This is a genomic window from Polaromonas sp. (assembly GCF_036676035.1).
GTDB lineage: Bacteria > Pseudomonadota > Gammaproteobacteria > Burkholderiales > Burkholderiaceae_C > Polaromonas.
Genome location: NZ_JAKFDR010000097.1, coordinates 1 through 15,703 on the forward strand (window position 1 = coordinate 1; position 15,703 = coordinate 15,703).

Sequence of the window (15,703 nt, forward strand, 5' to 3'; positions counted from 1 at the left end):
TGGAGGTGCGAAGGGGTTCCATCGGGCGCAAATCAAGGCGCCTGCTGCCGCCCGCACTGATGTGCGGGCAAGGTAGGCAACGCCGAGTTGCGCCCGATGGGACCCCTTCCCTTCGGGTTGCGACCAAAAAGGCCATGCGCGGCGTTGCAAAGCCTTGTCGGGGGTCTACCCCGACGGCGTTTTGCGCCTTGCTCATGGCCTTTTTGGCTCGCAACGCATCCTCCAGTATCAGTGTGAACAGGCCCTAGATGGGGGCTGAGGCGCGCACCTGTGGCTGAGCCTTTTTGTGGTTTGGCGGCGGCACGCAACCCGTAAGCCTACCATTGCCCGCCCAGACCGGTCCTGCGGCCTGACGGATAGCAACCGATCAGGGGCGGTGGGGGCTCATTGGGTAACCTCCGCGCTACGCGCTGCGGTATTCGCCTTGGGAGCGGCCCGGCGGCTCATGCCGCGGCGCTCAGGCAGAGGCGTCTGGGGCGACAAATACATGGGCCCACAAGGCCAGCACCGCATCGCGTTCGGCCTGCAGCGCGGGCGGGGTGACCTGGGTGGGCTCCTCATTGAGGCGCGCCTGATGCTGGACGCGGCGCAACTCGCGGTAGGCGCGGGCGGCGGCCTGGCCGGTCTGCGGGGGCAGCAAGCCATAGTCCTCGGCACGTTGCAGCAAGGCGATGTTGCCCACGTTGTCGATCAGGCCGGCATGGCTGCGGGCCTGCGACAGCACCAGGAACTGCACCGCGAACTCGGCGTCGACCATGCCGCCGGGGCTGTGCTTGACATCGAACTTGCCGTCCCTGACCGGATGCGCCGCGCGAACCTTCTCGCGCATGGCCACGATTTCATGGCGCAAGGCCGTAGCATCGCGCGGCGCAGTGATCACCGCCTCACGAACCTGGTCGAAGCGCTGGCGTAGCGAGAGCGCGGCGCTGGGCCGCCCCGAGCAAGCGGGCACCCCCTCGGGGGGCAGCGCAGCACACGCAGTGGCAAGCGTGGGGGCCACATCTTCATCGCCCAGAACAAAGCGTGCGCGCGTCATGGCCTGGTGTTCCCAGGTCCAGGCGGTGTTGCTGCCGCGCTGTTGCTGGTATCTGGCATAGGCTTCAAAGCTGGTGACCAGCAGGCCGGAGTTGCCATTGGGGCGCAGCGCGGTGTCGATCTCGAACAGGTCGCCCTCGCCGGTCTTGATGGTCAGCCAGTTGATCAGCTTGCGCACAAACGCGGCATAGACCTCCGGGGCCTGCTCGTGCTCGTCTTCATAGACAAACACGATATCGAGGTCGCTGCCGTAGCCGAGCTCCTTGCCGCCGAGCTTGCCGTAGGCAATGATGGCGAACTGCGGGGTTTCGCGGTGCCGGTTCTTGAGCCGCTGCCAGCACCAGCCGGTGGTGGTCTTGAGCACGGCCTCGGCCAGTGCGCTCAGATCGTCGGCCACCTGCTCGACCGTCAGCATGCCCTCCACGTCCCGCGCCAGGGTGCGGAACACCTCGGCATGGTGGGCGCGGCGCAACAGGTTCAGGCAGGTTTCCTCATCGTCCTCGCCGGTGCGCTTGAGCGCGGCCAGGCGCTGCTGCAGTTCGCGAGTGAAGGCGGCCGCGTCAAAGCGTTCATGCAGCATGGCATCGCTGGCCAGCTCGTCGATCACGCCCGGGTGCTGGAGCAGGTAACGGGCCGGCCATTTGGCGGCGCCCAGCAGGCGCAGCAGGCGCTCGTGCACGGACGGGCGCTCCAGCAGCAAGGCCAGGTAGCTTTCACGGCGCAGCAAAGGCTCGATCCAGTCGATGATCCGCACCGCGGCGGCTTCGCTGACCTTGCCTTCTTTCAGCCACAGGGCGGTGCGCTGGACCAGCCGCGTCAGGCGGGCCCGGGCGTCTTCGCGCAGCCCCAGCACGCGCGGGTGCCCGCGCCACAGGGCGAGCCGGGCGCGAAACTGTTCCGGCCACTGGCTGGAGAGTTGCTCCAGCAGCTCATCGAGTTGCGGCGGCGTGCTGGCAGTCTTGCCGCAACCCTTGCAGTCGGTCTTGCCGCCCAGCAGCTTGTCAAACTCCTGCGCCACCAGTTCGCGGTGCGTATCCAGTTCACTGAGAAACGGGCAGCAATTGCTGTAACCCAGCGTCTGGGCAATCCAGGCGAGATCGCCGTCGTGCGTGGGCAGCACATGGGTCTGCTGGTCGTCCAGGTACTGGATGCGGTGCTCGACCTTGCGCAGAAAATCATAGGCCCGCGCCAGCGCGTCGGCGGTGTCTTGCGGCATCAGGCCGGCCGTCGCCACGCGCTGCAGGGCATCGACCGTGGGCCGGGTGCGCAATTCGGGAAACTGGCCGCCACGCACCACCTGCAGCAGCTGCACGGTAAATTCAATCTCGCGAATGCCGCCGCGCGACATCTTGACGTCATTGGCGCGCTCCGGGTGGCCGGCGCAGCGCTTGGCGGCGTGCTCGCGGATCTGCCGGTGCAGGATGCGCAGCGAATCAAAGACGTTGTAGTCCAGGTAGCGGCGAAACACAAAAGGCAGGACCGAGCCGCGCAAGGCCTGGGCCGAGCCACTGCGGATGCAGTCCAGCGGGGCCACCACGCGGCTCTTGAGCCAGGCAAAGCGTTCCCATTCACGGCCTTGAATCTGGAAGTACTCGTCAAGGGCGTCTTGCGACACCGCGGCGGGCCCGGAGTTGCCGTTGGGCCGCAAGGCCAAGTCGACCCGGAACACGAAGCCATGTTCGGTGGTGTCGCCGATCAGGTTGTAGATGGCCTTGACCTGGTGCGCAAAGTATTCGTGGTTGGAGATTTTGCCCCGGCCATCGTCACGGCCCGTGGTCTCGCCATCGTGGTCGTAGACGTAAATCAGGTCGATGTCGCTGGACACATTGAGCTCGCGGGCGCCCAGCTTGCCCATGCCCACCACCCACAGGTGGGCGCGCTGGCCTTCCGGGGCCTGGGGGGCGCCATAAGTCGCATCGAGGTCCTGGCGGGAGGCCCGCATGGCCACATCCAGCGCGAGCTCGGCCAGCTCGGTCATGGCCCGGGTCACCACCACGAGGGGCGCCTGGTGTTCACAGTCCAGCACCACCAGCCGCTCCATCACCACCTGGCGCAGCACCCGCAGTGCGGCCCCGGTGTCCAGCCCTTGCGCGAGCAGGGCGTCCAGCGCCACCTGCATGGTGGCCCGTACCGGGGCGCCCGCCGGCAAAAGCTTCATTTCAGCGGCGTAGCGCCGGCGGATGCGCTGGGCAAAACGGGAATGGCCAGACGCCATCAGGCTGGCGTCTGATGTGGCGATGGGCGGGATTGCTGACGTGACAGGCATCACACTAGTAGATAACAAAGCTTCGGTCTTCATGGATTGAACGGACTGGATCGCTGACAGTCATAATTCTCATGTCAATGGATCAAATGACCTTTACTTCGCCAACCCCGGCGCCCCGGCGCACCAGGCTGTTTGCCGCCGTCACACGCGTATTGTTATGGCTCGTGGTCGCGGCCTGGGTGTTGTTCGGCGTGAGTTGGGGGGTACTTCACGGTTGGATTGTGCCGCGAATCGGGGAATTTCGCCCGCGGCTGGAAATGGAAGCCACCAAGGCTCTGGGGGTGCCGGTGCGCATCGGCCAGATCACGGCCCGGTCCAGCGGCCTGATTCCCTCGTTTGAGCTGCGCGAGGTGACCCTGCTCGATGCCCAGGGGCGCGAAGCCCTGCGCCTGCCGCGCCTGCAGGGCGCGCTGTCGCCCTCCTCGCTGTGGGGTCTGGGCTTTGAGCAGCTCTACATTGACCAGCCCGAGCTGGACATCCGGCGGACGGCCGACGGGAAAATCCATGTGGGCGGGCTCGACCTCTCGCAAGACCGCAGCGACGGCAGCAGCGCGGTCGCGGACTGGTTTTTTTCGCAAACCGAGTTTTTCATTCGCGGCGGCACGCTGCGCTGGACCGACGAGTTGCGCAAGGCGCCGCCGCTGGCGTTGACCCAGGTGGATTGGGTGATGCGCAACGCCGGACGCCGCCATCTGATGCGCCTGGATGCCACGCCGCCGGCCGAATGGGGCGAGCGCTTCAGCCTGCGCGGTATCTTCCGGCAGCCGCTGCTGTCCAGCGGCGCCGGCCAGTGGACGCAATGGGCCGGCCAGCTGTATGGTGAATTCAGCCGGGTGGATGTGTCCCGGCTCAAGCAATATGCCAGCCTCAAGAGCCTGGGGGTTGATCTGAACCGCGGCAATGGCGCTTTGCGCGCCTGGGTCGATGTGGACCGAGGGCAGCTCATCGGCGGGGTTGCGGATGTGGCGCTGCTGGAAGTGGATGCCCAGCTGGGTGAACAGCTCAAATCGCTCACGCTGGAGTCGGTGGTGGGCCGCTTGGGTGGCCGGCAGCTGGCCAATGGCTTTGAGTTCCGCACCGAGGGTCTGCGCTTTCGCACGCAGGACGGCCTGCAGTGGCCGGGTGGCAATATCGCTGTGGTTCATGCCGACGCCCAGGGCCGGACACCCCAGCACGGCGAGATCAAGGCCGACAAGCTGGATCTGGCTGCACTGGCCCAGATTGCCAACCGTCTGCCGCTGGACGCGGCCAGCCATGCGCTGATGGACGCGCTGGCGCCCAAGGGCTTGGTCGAAACCCTCGAGACCAGGTGGCAGGGCCCGGTGGATGCCCCCCACACCTATGCCGCGAAGGGCCGTGTGACCGGTCTGGAAGTGGCCGCGCAAAACCTGCCCGGCGCGGTGACGGGCACGCAGACCCAGCCGGTGACCGGACGGCCCGGCGTGCGCGGGGCCACGATTGACTTCGACCTGACGCATCAAGGGGGGCAGGCCAAGGTCCACATCAGCCGGGGCGCGATCGACTTGCCGGGCATTTTTGAAGAGCCCCGTGTGCCGGTGGACCAATTGAGCATGGATGCCCAGTGGAAGCTGGCAGGCAACAGGATTGAAGCCCAGTTTCGCAATATCGAGTTTGCCAACCCGGATGCTCAGGGCGAGGCACAGGCCAGCTGGCACACCGCCGAGGTGGCCGCCGGCGCCAGCGGGGAGGACCGGTTTCCCGGCGTGCTGGATTTGCAGGGTGCCTTGAGCCGGGGTGACGGCAGCAAGGTGCATCGCTACCTGCCGCTGGTGCTGCCCGAGAGCGTTCGCCACTATGTGCGCGATGCCGTGGTGCAAGGCGAGGTCAGTGATGTGAAGTTTCGGGTCAAGGGCAATTTGAATGACCTGCCTTTTGCTGATCCGAAAAAAGGGGAATTCCGGGTATCGGCCAAGGTCCACCAAGGCCACTTTGCCTATGTGCCCAAATCGGTGCAAGCCCGTGATGCCGCGCCATGGCCCGCCTTGAGTGATCTGGATGGCGAACTGGTTTTCAACCGCGCGTCGCTTCAGATCAACAAGGTGAGCGGCAAGGCCGCCGGTTTCGCCGGGCTGGTGCTGGCCAAGGCGGATGCGCGCATTGCAGACCTGACCCATGACGCCACCGTGGAAGTCAACGCCGACCTGAAAGGCCCGCTCGCCGAGGCCCTGGGCTTTGTCAACACCTCGCCGGTGGGCGGCATGCTCGGTCATGCGCTGGCCAAGACGGTGGCCAGCGGGTCCGCTGATTACCGCCTGGCCCTGAAGCTGCCTGTCCATGCACTGGAAAAAACCCGGGTGCAAGGCAGCGTCACCCTGCCGGGTAACGATGTCCAGTTCACGTCTGGATCGCCGCCGCTGGCGCGCCTGAAGGGCGCGGTGACCTTCACGGAAGGCGGGTTCAATGTCGCCAGCGCCCAGGCCCGCCTGCTGGGCGGCGACATGCGTTTTAGCGGGGGAATGCGCCCTGCCGGTGGCCCGGACGCCGAAACCAGCGTTGTTTTCAAGGCGCAGGGCACGCTCACGGCCGAGGGCCTGCGGCAGGCCAAAGACATGGGCTTTGTGTCGCGCATGGCGCAAAACGCCAGTGGCAGCGCTGCTTACACGGCCTCCCTGGGGTTCAGGCGCGGCGTGGCCGAGATGCTGGTTGCCAGCAGTCTGCAAGGCATGGCCCTGAGCCTGCCGGCGCCACTGGGCAAAACCGCCGAAACCGCATTGCCCCTGCGCTTTGAAAACACCCTGATGCGCGATTCGCTGGGGACCGGCAAGACACTGCAGGACCAGCTGTCGGTCACGATAGGACGTCTGGCTTCCATGATGTATGTACGCGACATGAGCGGCCCCGAGCCACGCGTCATCCGCGGCAGCATTGGCGTCGGGCTGGAGCCGGGTGAAACGGTGGCGGCGCTGGACAGCGGTGTCGCGGCCAACATCAATTTCGCCAGGGTGGATCTGGATGCCTGGGAAAAAGTCCTGGCTTCTTCTTCAGACTCTTCAGGCGCCGGTGGGGTCGTTGCCCCGCCAGCGGGCACACCGGCGGCCACGACCAGTCCGATCAACAGCAGCAGCGCAGCGCTGACTTACCTGCCCACGGTCATGGCCATCCGAGCCCATGAACTGGTGATGCAAGGGCACAAGCTCAACCGCGTGGTGGTCGGCGGTTCGCGTGACGGCCTGACCTGGCGTGCCAATATTGATGCGGCCGAGCTCAATGGCTATGTCGAGTTCCGCCAGCCCGGCGGAGCCGGTGCCGGACGCGTGTATGCCCGGCTGTCACGCTTGAGCCTGGGGCAAAGTACAGCCAGCCAGGTCGAGGCGGTTCTCGACGAGCAGCCGGCCGGCATTCCGGCTCTGGACATCGTGGTGGACGACCTGGAGCTGCGTGGCAGAAAACTGGGTCGGGTCGAGATTGAGGCGGTCAATCGCGGGGCGTTTGCCGCGGGCCGTGAAAGCGGTGTGCGCGAATGGCGCCTGAACAAACTCAACGTGACTTTGCCGGAAGCGGCCCTGACGGCCACGGGCAACTGGGCCGCCCTGAATGCCCAGACGGTTGCCGCCGGCGGCCAGCGACCGGCCCGCAGCGCCAGTGAACGCCGCCGTACGGTGATGAATTTCAAGCTTGATATCGCCAACTCCGGCGAGTTGCTCAATCGCTTTGGCATGAACGACGTGGTCCGGGGCGGCAAGGGCAAGCTCGAAGGGCAGGTGGCCTGGGTCGGCTCGCCGCTGGCGCTGGACTACCCCAGCCTGAGCGGCCAGTTCAATGTGAATGTGGAGTCGGGCCAGTTTCTCAAGGCGGATCCGGGCATTGCCAAGCTGTTGGGCGTGCTGAGCCTGCAATCCCTGCCCCGCCGTTTGACGCTGGATTTCCGGGATGTGTTTTCAGAAGGTTTTGCCTTTGACTTTGTGCGGGGTGATGCCAGCATCGACCAGGGTGTGGCTTTTACCAACAATTTGCAGATGAAGGGCGTGAATGCGGCCGTGTTGATGGAAGGCAGTGCCGACATTGCCAAAGAAACGCAAGATATCAAGGTGGTTGTGGTTCCGGAGATCAATGCCGGCACCGCCTCGCTGATTGCGACAGCCATCAACCCGGCCATTGGTCTGGGCAGTTTTCTCGCGCAGATCTTTTTGCGGCGCCCGCTCATCCAGGCGGCCACCCAGGAGTTTCACATTGACGGGACCTGGGCAGCCCCGAAGATCACCAAGGTCGAAAGCAAGCCTGAGAGCAGCACCGGGGAGGTCCGCAAGCCATGAAAGTTGCGGCCCTTCAAATGGTTTCGGGCGCCAGCGTGCCTGACAATCTGGCGGCCGCACGCCAGCTGCTGGCACAGGCGGCCGCACAAGGCGCCGAGCTGGCCGTGTTGCCCGAATATTTTTGCCTGCTCGGCTTCAAGGACACCGACAAGCTGCAGTTTGGCGAAGCGCCCGGTCAGGGGCCGCTGCAGGACTTCCTGGCGCAATGCGCCCGCGAATTCAAGCTCTGGATTGTGGGCGGCACGCTGCCCATGGCCACCCAGACGCCGACCCATGTGCGCAACAGCACCCTGGTTTATGCGCCTTCGGGCCAATGCGTGGCACGTTACGACAAAATCCATCTGTTTCGCTTCGACAGCGGGGCCGAGCAGTACGACGAGACCCGTGTACTGGAGCGCGGAGCCCAGCCGGTGACGTTTGACTTGCCGTCCATCGATGGCAGCACCTACCGGATCGGCCTGAGTATCTGCTACGACCTGCGTTTCCCCGAGCTTTACCGCGCTCTCAAGGCCGATGTGCTGCTGGTGCCCAGCGCCTTTACCTACACCACGGGCCAGGCGCATTGGGAGGTGCTGTTGCGTGCGCGCGCCATTGAAAACCTGGCGTATGTGGTTGCACCCGCGCAGGGCGGTGTGCACGAGAATGCCCGCCGCACCTGGGGCCAGAGCATGGTTGTCGACCCTTGGGGCCACATTCTGGCGCAGCACGCCGAAGGGCCGGCGGTGGTGATGGGCGAGGTGCTCAGTGGCCGCCTGTTGGCGGTGCGGGCCCGCTTGCCGGCGCTGGACCATAGCGTTTTGTTGTGAGCTCCAGCGACCACCGCGGCAAAAACTGGGCCCATCGGCGCTGGGCGCTCTGGGCCCTGCTGCTGGGGCTGGTGCTGAGCCTGCTGGCGATTTTGGTATGGCTGGCCGGCCGGTATGAGGTCAGCCAGGTGCAAAGCCGGCTTGAGCACGATGCCGCTGAAATCGTCACCGATATCCGCGCCGGGCTGACGCGCAACATCCAGAGCTTTCAGGCCTTGCCGCACAGCGACCAGGCGCTGGATGAATGGCGCAGGTCAGCCACCGAGCTGCTGCACGAGCGCCGTGAACTCATGCGCCTGGAGTGGCGCAACGAGTCGCTGGACGTGCTGGCCTATGCCGAATCCCCCTACCGGGCATCCGTATTTGAGCGTCTCGGGCGGGCCAGCGTGCAGGCCGATCTGGGCCTGGCATGCACGACCGCGCGTCGCCTGAGTGGTTCGGCCTATTCCACCAGCTACTTCCTGCCTCAGGCCGATGGCCTGGGCCTGGAGGTGCTGGATATGTGCATGCCGATTGTGATGGCGGGCCGGTTGACGGGCTACACCGTGGCCACCTATTCGCTGCAGGACATTCTGGTCGAGCTGGTGGGCAAACAGCTGGGCCGCGGGCAAAGCCTGTCGTTCACCGAGGCCGATGGCACGCGGCTGGCGCTGCGCGGCACGCCGGCGCGGGGCAATCGGATGTACACCGCGCAGCAGCTGCTGGATTTCCCCGGCAACACGCTGGTGCTGCGCCTGGACAGCCGCCAGGGCACGCCGGCATTTTTCCCGAATGTGCTGACGGCGCTGGTCACGGCCATGTCGCTGGCCCTGGTGGCGGTGCTGGTGCTGCTGGCCCGCGACATGCGCCGGCGCCTGAAGGTCGAGCATGACCTGGCCGAAGCGCTGGCTTTTCGCAAGGCCATGGAAGACTCGCTGGTGACGGGCCTGCGGGCGCGTGACCTGCAGGGGCGCATCACCTATGTCAACCCCGCTTTTTGCCAGATGGTGGGGGTTGACGCCAAAGACCTGCTCAACCACAACTTTCCTTCGCCCTACTGGCCGCCAGAGCTGGCGAGCGTGTACGAGCAGCGCCAGGCGATTCGGCTGGCCGGCAACACCCTGCCGCGCGAGGGCCATGAATCGGTGTTCATGCGGCCTGATGGCACGCGTTTTCCGGTGCTGATCATGGAGGCGCCCCTGATCAACGCCCAGGGCAAACACACGGGCTGGATGAGCGCTATCCTGGATGTCAGCGAGCAGCGCCGCATCGAAGAATTGTCGCGCGCCAGCCAGGACCGGCTGCAGGCCACGGCCCGGCTGGCGATGGTGGGCGAGATGGCCTCCCTGCTCAGCCACGAGCTGAACCAGCCCCTGGCGGCCATTTCCAGCTACGCAACGGGCTCGCTCAATTTGCTGCAGCACCAGCCCGACGCTGATCCGGGCGATGCCGCGTCAAAGGGCCGGGTGGCACGGGAGCCTTCGGCGCATCTGTCGGAAGACCTTCAACTGGCCATGCGCCGCATTGCCGAGCAGGCCGAACGGGCCGGCAAGGTCATCAAAAGCGTGCATGACTTTGTGCGGCGCCGCGACCAGGTGCGTGAAGCGGTGACGCCGCATGCGCTGCTGGATGCGGTCATGCCGCTGGTGAGCCTGCAGGCGCGCAAACTGGGCGTACGGGTGGTCATTGAGGTGGATGTCAACTGTGCGGCGGTGCTGTGCGACCGGACCATGGTGGAGCAGGTGTTGCTGAACCTGTCGCGCAACGGCATGCAGGCCATGCAGGGCGACGGCGCAGCAGAGGCGCCGGGAAAAGCTGTCCCCGAAAAGGTGTTGACCCTGCGCGTGCGGCCGGCCGCCTCCAAAGAGCACAGCCGTTGGGTCGAGTTCGCGGTGATTGACTGCGGCGCCGGCATTCCGGACGAAGTGGCGCGCCAGCTGTTCACGCCTTTTTTCACCACCAAGGTGGAGGGCATGGGGCTGGGGCTGAGCCTGTGCCGTACGGTGATCGAGCAGCATGGCGGGTTTCTGGGCTTTGAGGCGGCATCGCCCCAGGGTACGATTTTCAAATTCACGCTGCCGGCGGCGCCGCCACCGGCCGTTTAGGCGCCAGTTCTCATTGGAGTTGTCATGGAACCCATCCAAAATGCCACGGTTTATATTGTTGATGACGATGCCAGCGTACGCGATGCGCTGGCCTGGCTGCTGCGCTCGCGCCGCCTGCCCAGCGAGTCGTTTGACAGTGCCGAAGCCTTCGACGCCAGGATTTCCGGCGCGTTCCAGGTCAAGTCGCCGTCCTGCGTCCTGCTCGATGTCCGCATGGCCGGCCTGAGCGGCCTGGCCATGTTCGAAAAACTGATTGGCTACGGTTTGCAGCCGACCTTGCCGGTGATTTTTCTGACCGGCCATGCCGATGTGCCGACGGCGGTGGATGCGGTCAAGCGCGGCGCGTTTGATTTTTGCGAAAAGCCCTTCTCGGACAATGCCCTGGTGGACCGGATCGAGCAGGCGCTCAAGCGCTCGGCCGCTGCGCTGGCCCAGCACCACGAATCCACCAGCCTGCAGGCGCGGCTCGATGGCCTGACCGAGCGCGAGCGCGATGTGATGCGGCTGGTGGTGGAGGGCTTGCCCAACAAGCTGGTGGCCGACCAGCTCGATATCAGTGTGCGCACGGTGGAGGTGCACCGGGCCCGGGTGTTTGACAAAATGGCCGTCAAGTCGGCGGTGGAGTTGGCCAACCTGCTACGTAATTTGTAGCGGTTGACGGCGGAGGGTTATTGTTTATCGGCAGCGTCGCGCCCCGAGTCGTCTTTCAGTTCTCCGTTTTTGCGGCCTGAAAACATCGTCCACCAGACAATGAATACCAGCAGTAACAAAGCCCCCAGGGCTTCGAGCAAAAGTAAGGCCATGACACTTTTTCCCCGAATCATCAAAACAGCTGCAATTATCGCCATGGCGGGCGGGCTCGTGTCCTGTGCGGTCTATGCGCCCGAACCACCGCCAGCCGGGCCCACCGACCTGCCATCGGGCGCCACCGGGCGCCGTGACGACGCGGGCCCCCTGCCGGCTCCAATGGTTCAAGGCAAAAGCCGCTGGGTAGCGGTGCGCTGGGGCGAGCTGCCCGGCTTTGAAGACGACAAACTCTTTGAGGCCTGGAATGCCTGGCTCAAAAGCTGCGAGCGCCCAGGGCCTGCCTTTGCGCCCCTGTGCAGCGAGGTTCGGCGTTTAAGCATTGCTTCGGGCGAGGAGCAGCGAGCCTGGATGGTGGCGCGTCTGCAACCTTACCGGGTGGAGCCCTTGCAGGGCCCTGCCGAAGGTCTGCTGACGGGCTATTACGAACCGATGCTCGATGCCAGCCGGCAGGCCAGCGCCAGTCACACCGTGCCGCTGTACCGCCCGCCGGCTACCCTGGCCAGCCGCAAGCCCTGGTTCACCCGCCAGGAGATGGACACGCTGCCCGAGGCGCGCGCGGCCCTGCGCGGCCGCGAGATCGCCTATGTGGCCGATCCGCTCGATGCCCTGATGCTGCAGATTCAGGGCTCGGGCCGGCTGCGCATCGCGGAAGCCGACGGCAGCCAGCGGACCGTGCGGCTCGCGTTTGCGGGCACCAACGACCAGCCTTACCGCAGCGTGGGCAACTGGCTGCTCAGCCAGGGGGCTTTGCGTGACGCGTCCTGGCCCGGCATCAAGGCCTGGACGGTGCAGAACCCGCAGCGTGTCAATGAAATGCTCTGGAGCAACCCGCGCACCGTGTTTTTCCGTGAAGAGGCCTTGTCCGAACTGGATGCAGCGTTCGGCCCGCGCGGTGCCCAGGGCGTGCCGCTCACGCCGGGCCGCTCGATCGCGGTGGACCGTGACAGCATCCCCTACGGCACTCCGGTCTGGCTGGCCTCCAGCGGCCCACTTGTCAATCTGCAAAAACTGGTGCTGGCCCAGGATACGGGCAGCGCCATTGTGGGGGCGGTACGTGCCGACTACTTTGCCGGCACCGGCGGCGAAGCGGGCGACATGGCCGGCCGCCTGAAGCAGCCTTTGCGCTTGTGGGTGCTCTGGCCCAAGTAACAGGAGCTATCGGAATGGGCGCTATGGGCAAGGTCGTGACGAAGTCAATGCTCGCCATGCTGACGGGCGTGGCGCTGGCTGGCTGTGCTGGGTTGTCCGGCTCCCCTCATTACCGGTGTGAGCATGGCATTGAGTTCACGGCCCAATTCGTGGATGACAGCGTGCTGCTGAAGGGCCCGCGCGACTACGACCTGCTGTCTCGTGATGCAGGGGGATCAAGCGAAAAGCAGCCGGTTTACAGCAATGCACGCATGCGCGCCGAGTTCGGTCTGGGCGCCAGTGGGCGTGAGGCCCTGCTGCACTACCCCTTGCTGCCGCTGGTGGCGCGCTGCGTGCGCGATTGAAGGCCCTGGCTTTCGCGCGGTCAGGCCTTGGTGATGATTCTTGGAGCGGCTGTCTGGCTGGCGCTATTGGCGCTATTGTTTACTGGCCGCTGCTGCAAAGAGACCACGGCACCCATCAGCAACAGTGCCGGCCCCAGCCAGAGTCCGGCTGCCAGCGAGCCTGTCATGTCGGAAATCCAGCCCCCCAGGAGCGGTCCGAGTGACTGGCCCAATGAAAAGGCCGCCGTCAGCAGTGCCAGGCCCAAGGTCAGGGTTGAGCCGGGCAGGAGTCGCTGGGCCACCACGCTGACAGCCGCGGGCCCCGCCATGAAGCTGGAGCCAAAGAGCAGTGCCGAAGCCACGATCGCCAGTGGGGTGGGCCAGATCAATGCGGGGAGGGTGCCTGCTGCCACGATGACGCAGACCAGTGCGAAGCCACGCCCGGTTTTCAGGTGTCCCAGCGCCCGGCCCCAAAGAAAGCTGGCCAGTATGGAGGCGCCGCCAATCAGTCCAAAGAACACGACCTTCATGGGGGTACCGAAACCGAGCCGGTCCAGCAGCGCGATCATGAAGGTCATGTAGCCCACGTAGCCCGCGCCGTAAAACAGGTTGGCCAGCAGGCTGGGGGCGAGGGTTCCCCAGACCGGGGTTGACGAGGCCGTGGCGTTTTTATCGGGATTGCGGATGGAGGCGCGGGCGCAATGCCAGGCCACCACCGATGCCAGCACAGACACCGCGCCCATGACCAGCCAGGCCAGCCGCCAGTCCAGCGCCCCACCACCCGACACCGCCAGGGGAATCAGCGTGCCGGCCAGCACGATGCCTAGCCCCGAGCCTGCAAAGTAAATGGACAGCGCGGTGGCGGCCCGGCCAGGCATGGTTGCCGACACCAAAGAGGTGCCCAGCACGAAGGCAATGGCGGTGACAAAACCGCCGCCGGCGCGGATGGCCAGCAGAGCCGAAAAATCGGAGGGCCAGGCCGTGGCCATCAGTGCGGCTGCGCTGGCCCCCAGCGCCCAGGCAAAGGTTCTGAGCTTGCCAAACCTGGCCGCGCACCAGGCGGCCAGGAGCGCGCCGGCCAGGTAGCCGATGGCGTTGCTGGTGTTGAGCGCGCCGGCCTCAACGAAGGTCCAGCCAAACTCGTCCCGCATGGGCGGCAGCAGCAAGGCATAGGCAAACCTCGAAAACCCCAGCGCCACGAGCGGCGAGAGGGACAGGCCCAGTGCGGCGCCCAGACCTTGCCAGCGGCTGGTGAGGTGGACAGGCATGGCGCCGCTCAAGTGGGGCGGCTCATGGGGCGCTGCTGAACAGGGCGACGAGGTCAACCTCGGGCACCCCGTTGTCGCGCTGCAGCTTGACCTCGGCGCCGTGCAGGTGATGGCTCATCAGGCTGCAGGCGTGCTCGCTGTTGCCGGTTTCAAGGGCTTCGAGGATTTCAATGTGCTCGTCAAAAGGGCAGACGTTGCTGCCCGGCGAGTCGTACAGCGCGATCATGAGGGTGGTGCGCGCAATCAGGCTGCGCAAAATGTCTTCGAGCTCGGTATTGCCCAGCAGCCGGGCCACCTGAAGGTGGTATTCGCCGGACAGGCGTACCCATTTGGACCATTCGCCGGCCAGGTAAGCGGCGCGTTCCTCTGCGACCAGGCTGCGAATGGCGGCCAGTGTTTCGGGCGTTGCTTTTTGGCCCAGCGAGCGGATGATGCCGCTTTCAATCAGTTGCCGGGCTTCAAAGACCTGGTGCATTTCCTGTGGGCCGGGCTGCGCAATGGTGGCGCCCCGGTTGTGCTGCAGCTCAATGACTTTTTCGCCTGCCAGCCGCACAAAGACCCGGCGCAGCAGGGAGCGGTTGACACCAAAAGCCTCACACAGCCGGCTCTCGACCAGCCGCGTGCCGGGCGGCAAGCGGTGGGCCAGCACGGCTTCGACGATGGCGTGGCGAACCCGGTTCTCCTCGGCCAGTTCGGTCTGGGAAGTGTCGGTGGCGGTATCTGGCCGGGCCGGGGCCGGCTTGCTTTTAGGGGGACGAGGCATGGCTCTTAATGTAATTCAAGACTGGATGGTGCCACATTTTCTGTTTGATTGTCACTATTGTAAAAAATATTGTGACAATTTCATAATTTAATGTCACAATAAATTCATACAACTGAAAATATGGCTGGATTTTCTTGATTTTCCATTGGGGCTTGAGAAAAATTCATTGTGACAATCTGAGAAAATATGCGAATTCAACTGATCAACCCGAACACGACGGATGACATGACGGCCAAGATGGCGGTGGCCGCCCGTCAGGTGGCTTCTGCCGGGACGCAGATCCTGGCGGTGCAGTCGAGCACCGGGCCGGCATCGATTGAAAGCGCCAGTGATGAAGCGCTGGCGCTGCCGGGGCTGCTGGCCCGGATTCAGGCCGGTGAGGCCATGGGGGTGGATGCCCACGTGATTGCCTGCTTCGGCGACCCCGGCCTGCGCGCCGCGCGTGAAATGGCAAGGGCGCCGGTCATCGGTATTGCAGAGGCGGCCATGCAGATGGCTTGCCTGGTGTCGGCCTCATTTTCCGTCGTCACGACCCTGGAGCGCACGGTGGCAACGGCAGAGCGCCTGCTGCGGGACTACGGCATGGCTGCACGCTGCCGCCGGGTGCGGGCGACCGGTATCGCGGTGCTGGAACTGGAAGCGCAGACGAGCAACGCACTCAGACAAAAAATCAGGGCCGAATGCGAACGCGCCCTGGCCGAAGACGGTGCCGGCGCGATTGTGCTGGGCTGCGCCGGCATGGCGGACTTGTGCAGCGAACTGACGGCCCAGCTGGGTGTTCCCGTCATTGACGGTGTCACCGCGGCCGTCAAGCTGGCCGAGGCGCTGGTGGGCCTGGGCATGCGCACCAGCAAACAGGGTGATTACGCACCGCCTTTGATCAAGCCCTTCACCGGTGCCATGGCGCAGTTTGCGCCGTCTGCATGAC

Annotated in this window: 10 protein-coding genes; 7 read left to right on the top strand and 3 right to left on the bottom strand. The window is 65.2% G+C overall.

Going from position 1 to position 15,703, the window contains the following annotated elements; all coding sequences use genetic code 11:
• Positions 1-457: 457 nt before the first annotated feature.
• Positions 458-3,301 carry a bifunctional [glutamate--ammonia ligase]-adenylyl-L-tyrosine phosphorylase/[glutamate--ammonia-ligase] adenylyltransferase gene (gene glnE / locus V6M61_RS13810; RefSeq protein WP_332777152.1) on the bottom strand — a complete coding sequence of 948 codons (2,844 nt, stop codon included), beginning with the start codon at positions 3,299-3,301 and terminating at the stop codon, positions 458-460.
• Between the two features lie 71 nt (positions 3,302-3,372).
• Here glnE and V6M61_RS13815 point away from each other — a divergent pair, with 71 nt between their 5' ends.
• The 6 genes from V6M61_RS13815 to V6M61_RS13840 all read left to right on the top strand — a co-directional run bounded on the left by V6M61_RS13815 (position 3,373) and on the right by V6M61_RS13840 (position 12,765).
• Positions 3,373-7,575 (top strand): YhdP family protein, encoded by a 4,203-nt coding sequence (locus V6M61_RS13815; RefSeq protein WP_332777153.1) that lies wholly within the window; start codon positions 3,373-3,375, stop codon positions 7,573-7,575.
• Positions 7,572-8,381, top strand: a complete 810-nt coding sequence (locus V6M61_RS13820; RefSeq protein ID WP_332777154.1) for a carbon-nitrogen hydrolase family protein — start codon at positions 7,572-7,574, stop codon at positions 8,379-8,381. Before V6M61_RS13815 ends, V6M61_RS13820 begins: the two co-directional genes overlap by 4 nt.
• Positions 8,378-10,465: a two-component system sensor histidine kinase NtrB gene (locus tag V6M61_RS13825; protein WP_332777155.1), complete on the top strand. Its 2,088-nt coding sequence runs from the start codon at positions 8,378-8,380 to the stop codon at positions 10,463-10,465. Before V6M61_RS13820 ends, V6M61_RS13825 begins: the two co-directional genes overlap by 4 nt.
• A 24-nt stretch (positions 10,466-10,489) precedes the next feature.
• Positions 10,490-11,116, top strand: coding sequence for a response regulator transcription factor (locus V6M61_RS13830; RefSeq protein WP_332777156.1), 627 nt, complete (start codon positions 10,490-10,492; stop codon positions 11,114-11,116).
• Between the two features lie 99 nt (positions 11,117-11,215).
• Complete coding sequence (gene mltA / locus V6M61_RS13835) at positions 11,216-12,421, top strand: murein transglycosylase A (protein WP_332777157.1); 1,206 nt, start codon at positions 11,216-11,218, stop codon at positions 12,419-12,421.
• A gap of 14 nt (positions 12,422-12,435) precedes the next feature.
• Positions 12,436-12,765, top strand: a complete 330-nt coding sequence (locus V6M61_RS13840) for a hypothetical protein (RefSeq protein WP_332777158.1) — start codon at positions 12,436-12,438, stop codon at positions 12,763-12,765.
• 20 nt (positions 12,766-12,785) lie between these two features.
• On the opposite strand, the gene V6M61_RS13845 is transcribed toward V6M61_RS13840, so the two are convergent.
• The gene (locus tag V6M61_RS13845) at positions 12,786-14,012 is read right to left on the bottom strand and encodes a YbfB/YjiJ family MFS transporter (protein WP_332777159.1); all 1,227 of its coding nucleotides are present in this window, start codon (positions 14,010-14,012) and stop codon (positions 12,786-12,788) included.
• Positions 14,013-14,034: 22 nt separating this feature from the next.
• Complete coding sequence (locus V6M61_RS13850) at positions 14,035-14,775, bottom strand: GntR family transcriptional regulator (protein WP_332777160.1); 741 nt, start codon at positions 14,773-14,775, stop codon at positions 14,035-14,037.
• A gap of 186 nt (positions 14,776-14,961) precedes the next feature.
• On the opposite strand from V6M61_RS13850, the gene V6M61_RS13855 reads away from it, so the two are divergent.
• On the top strand, positions 14,962-15,702 hold the full coding sequence (locus V6M61_RS13855; RefSeq protein ID WP_332777161.1) for an aspartate/glutamate racemase family protein: 741 nt from the start codon (positions 14,962-14,964) through the stop codon (positions 15,700-15,702).
• Position 15,703 lies beyond the last annotated feature (1 nt).

What these genes read in the sequence shown, in the direction of transcription:
- V6M61_RS13855 (WP_332777161.1), top strand. Translation starts at nt 14,962, where the DNA reads ATGCGAATTCAACTGATCAACCCGAACACGACGGATGACATGACGGCC.
- V6M61_RS13850 (WP_332777160.1), bottom strand. Translation starts at nt 14,775, where the DNA reads ATGCCTCGTCCCCCTAAAAGCAAGCCGGCCCCGGCCCGGCCAGATACC.
- glnE (WP_332777152.1), bottom strand. Translation starts at nt 3,301, where the DNA reads ATGCCTGTCACGTCAGCAATCCCGCCCATCGCCACATCAGACGCCAGC.
- V6M61_RS13845 (WP_332777159.1), bottom strand. Translation starts at nt 14,012, where the DNA reads ATGCCTGTCCACCTCACCAGCCGCTGGCAAGGTCTGGGCGCCGCACTG.
- V6M61_RS13815 (WP_332777153.1), top strand. Translation starts at nt 3,373, where the DNA reads ATGTCAATGGATCAAATGACCTTTACTTCGCCAACCCCGGCGCCCCGG.
- V6M61_RS13820 (WP_332777154.1), top strand. Translation starts at nt 7,572, where the DNA reads ATGAAAGTTGCGGCCCTTCAAATGGTTTCGGGCGCCAGCGTGCCTGAC.
- V6M61_RS13840 (WP_332777158.1), top strand. Translation starts at nt 12,436, where the DNA reads ATGGGCGCTATGGGCAAGGTCGTGACGAAGTCAATGCTCGCCATGCTG.
- mltA (WP_332777157.1), top strand. Translation starts at nt 11,216, where the DNA reads ATGAATACCAGCAGTAACAAAGCCCCCAGGGCTTCGAGCAAAAGTAAG.
- V6M61_RS13830 (WP_332777156.1), top strand. Translation starts at nt 10,490, where the DNA reads ATGGAACCCATCCAAAATGCCACGGTTTATATTGTTGATGACGATGCC.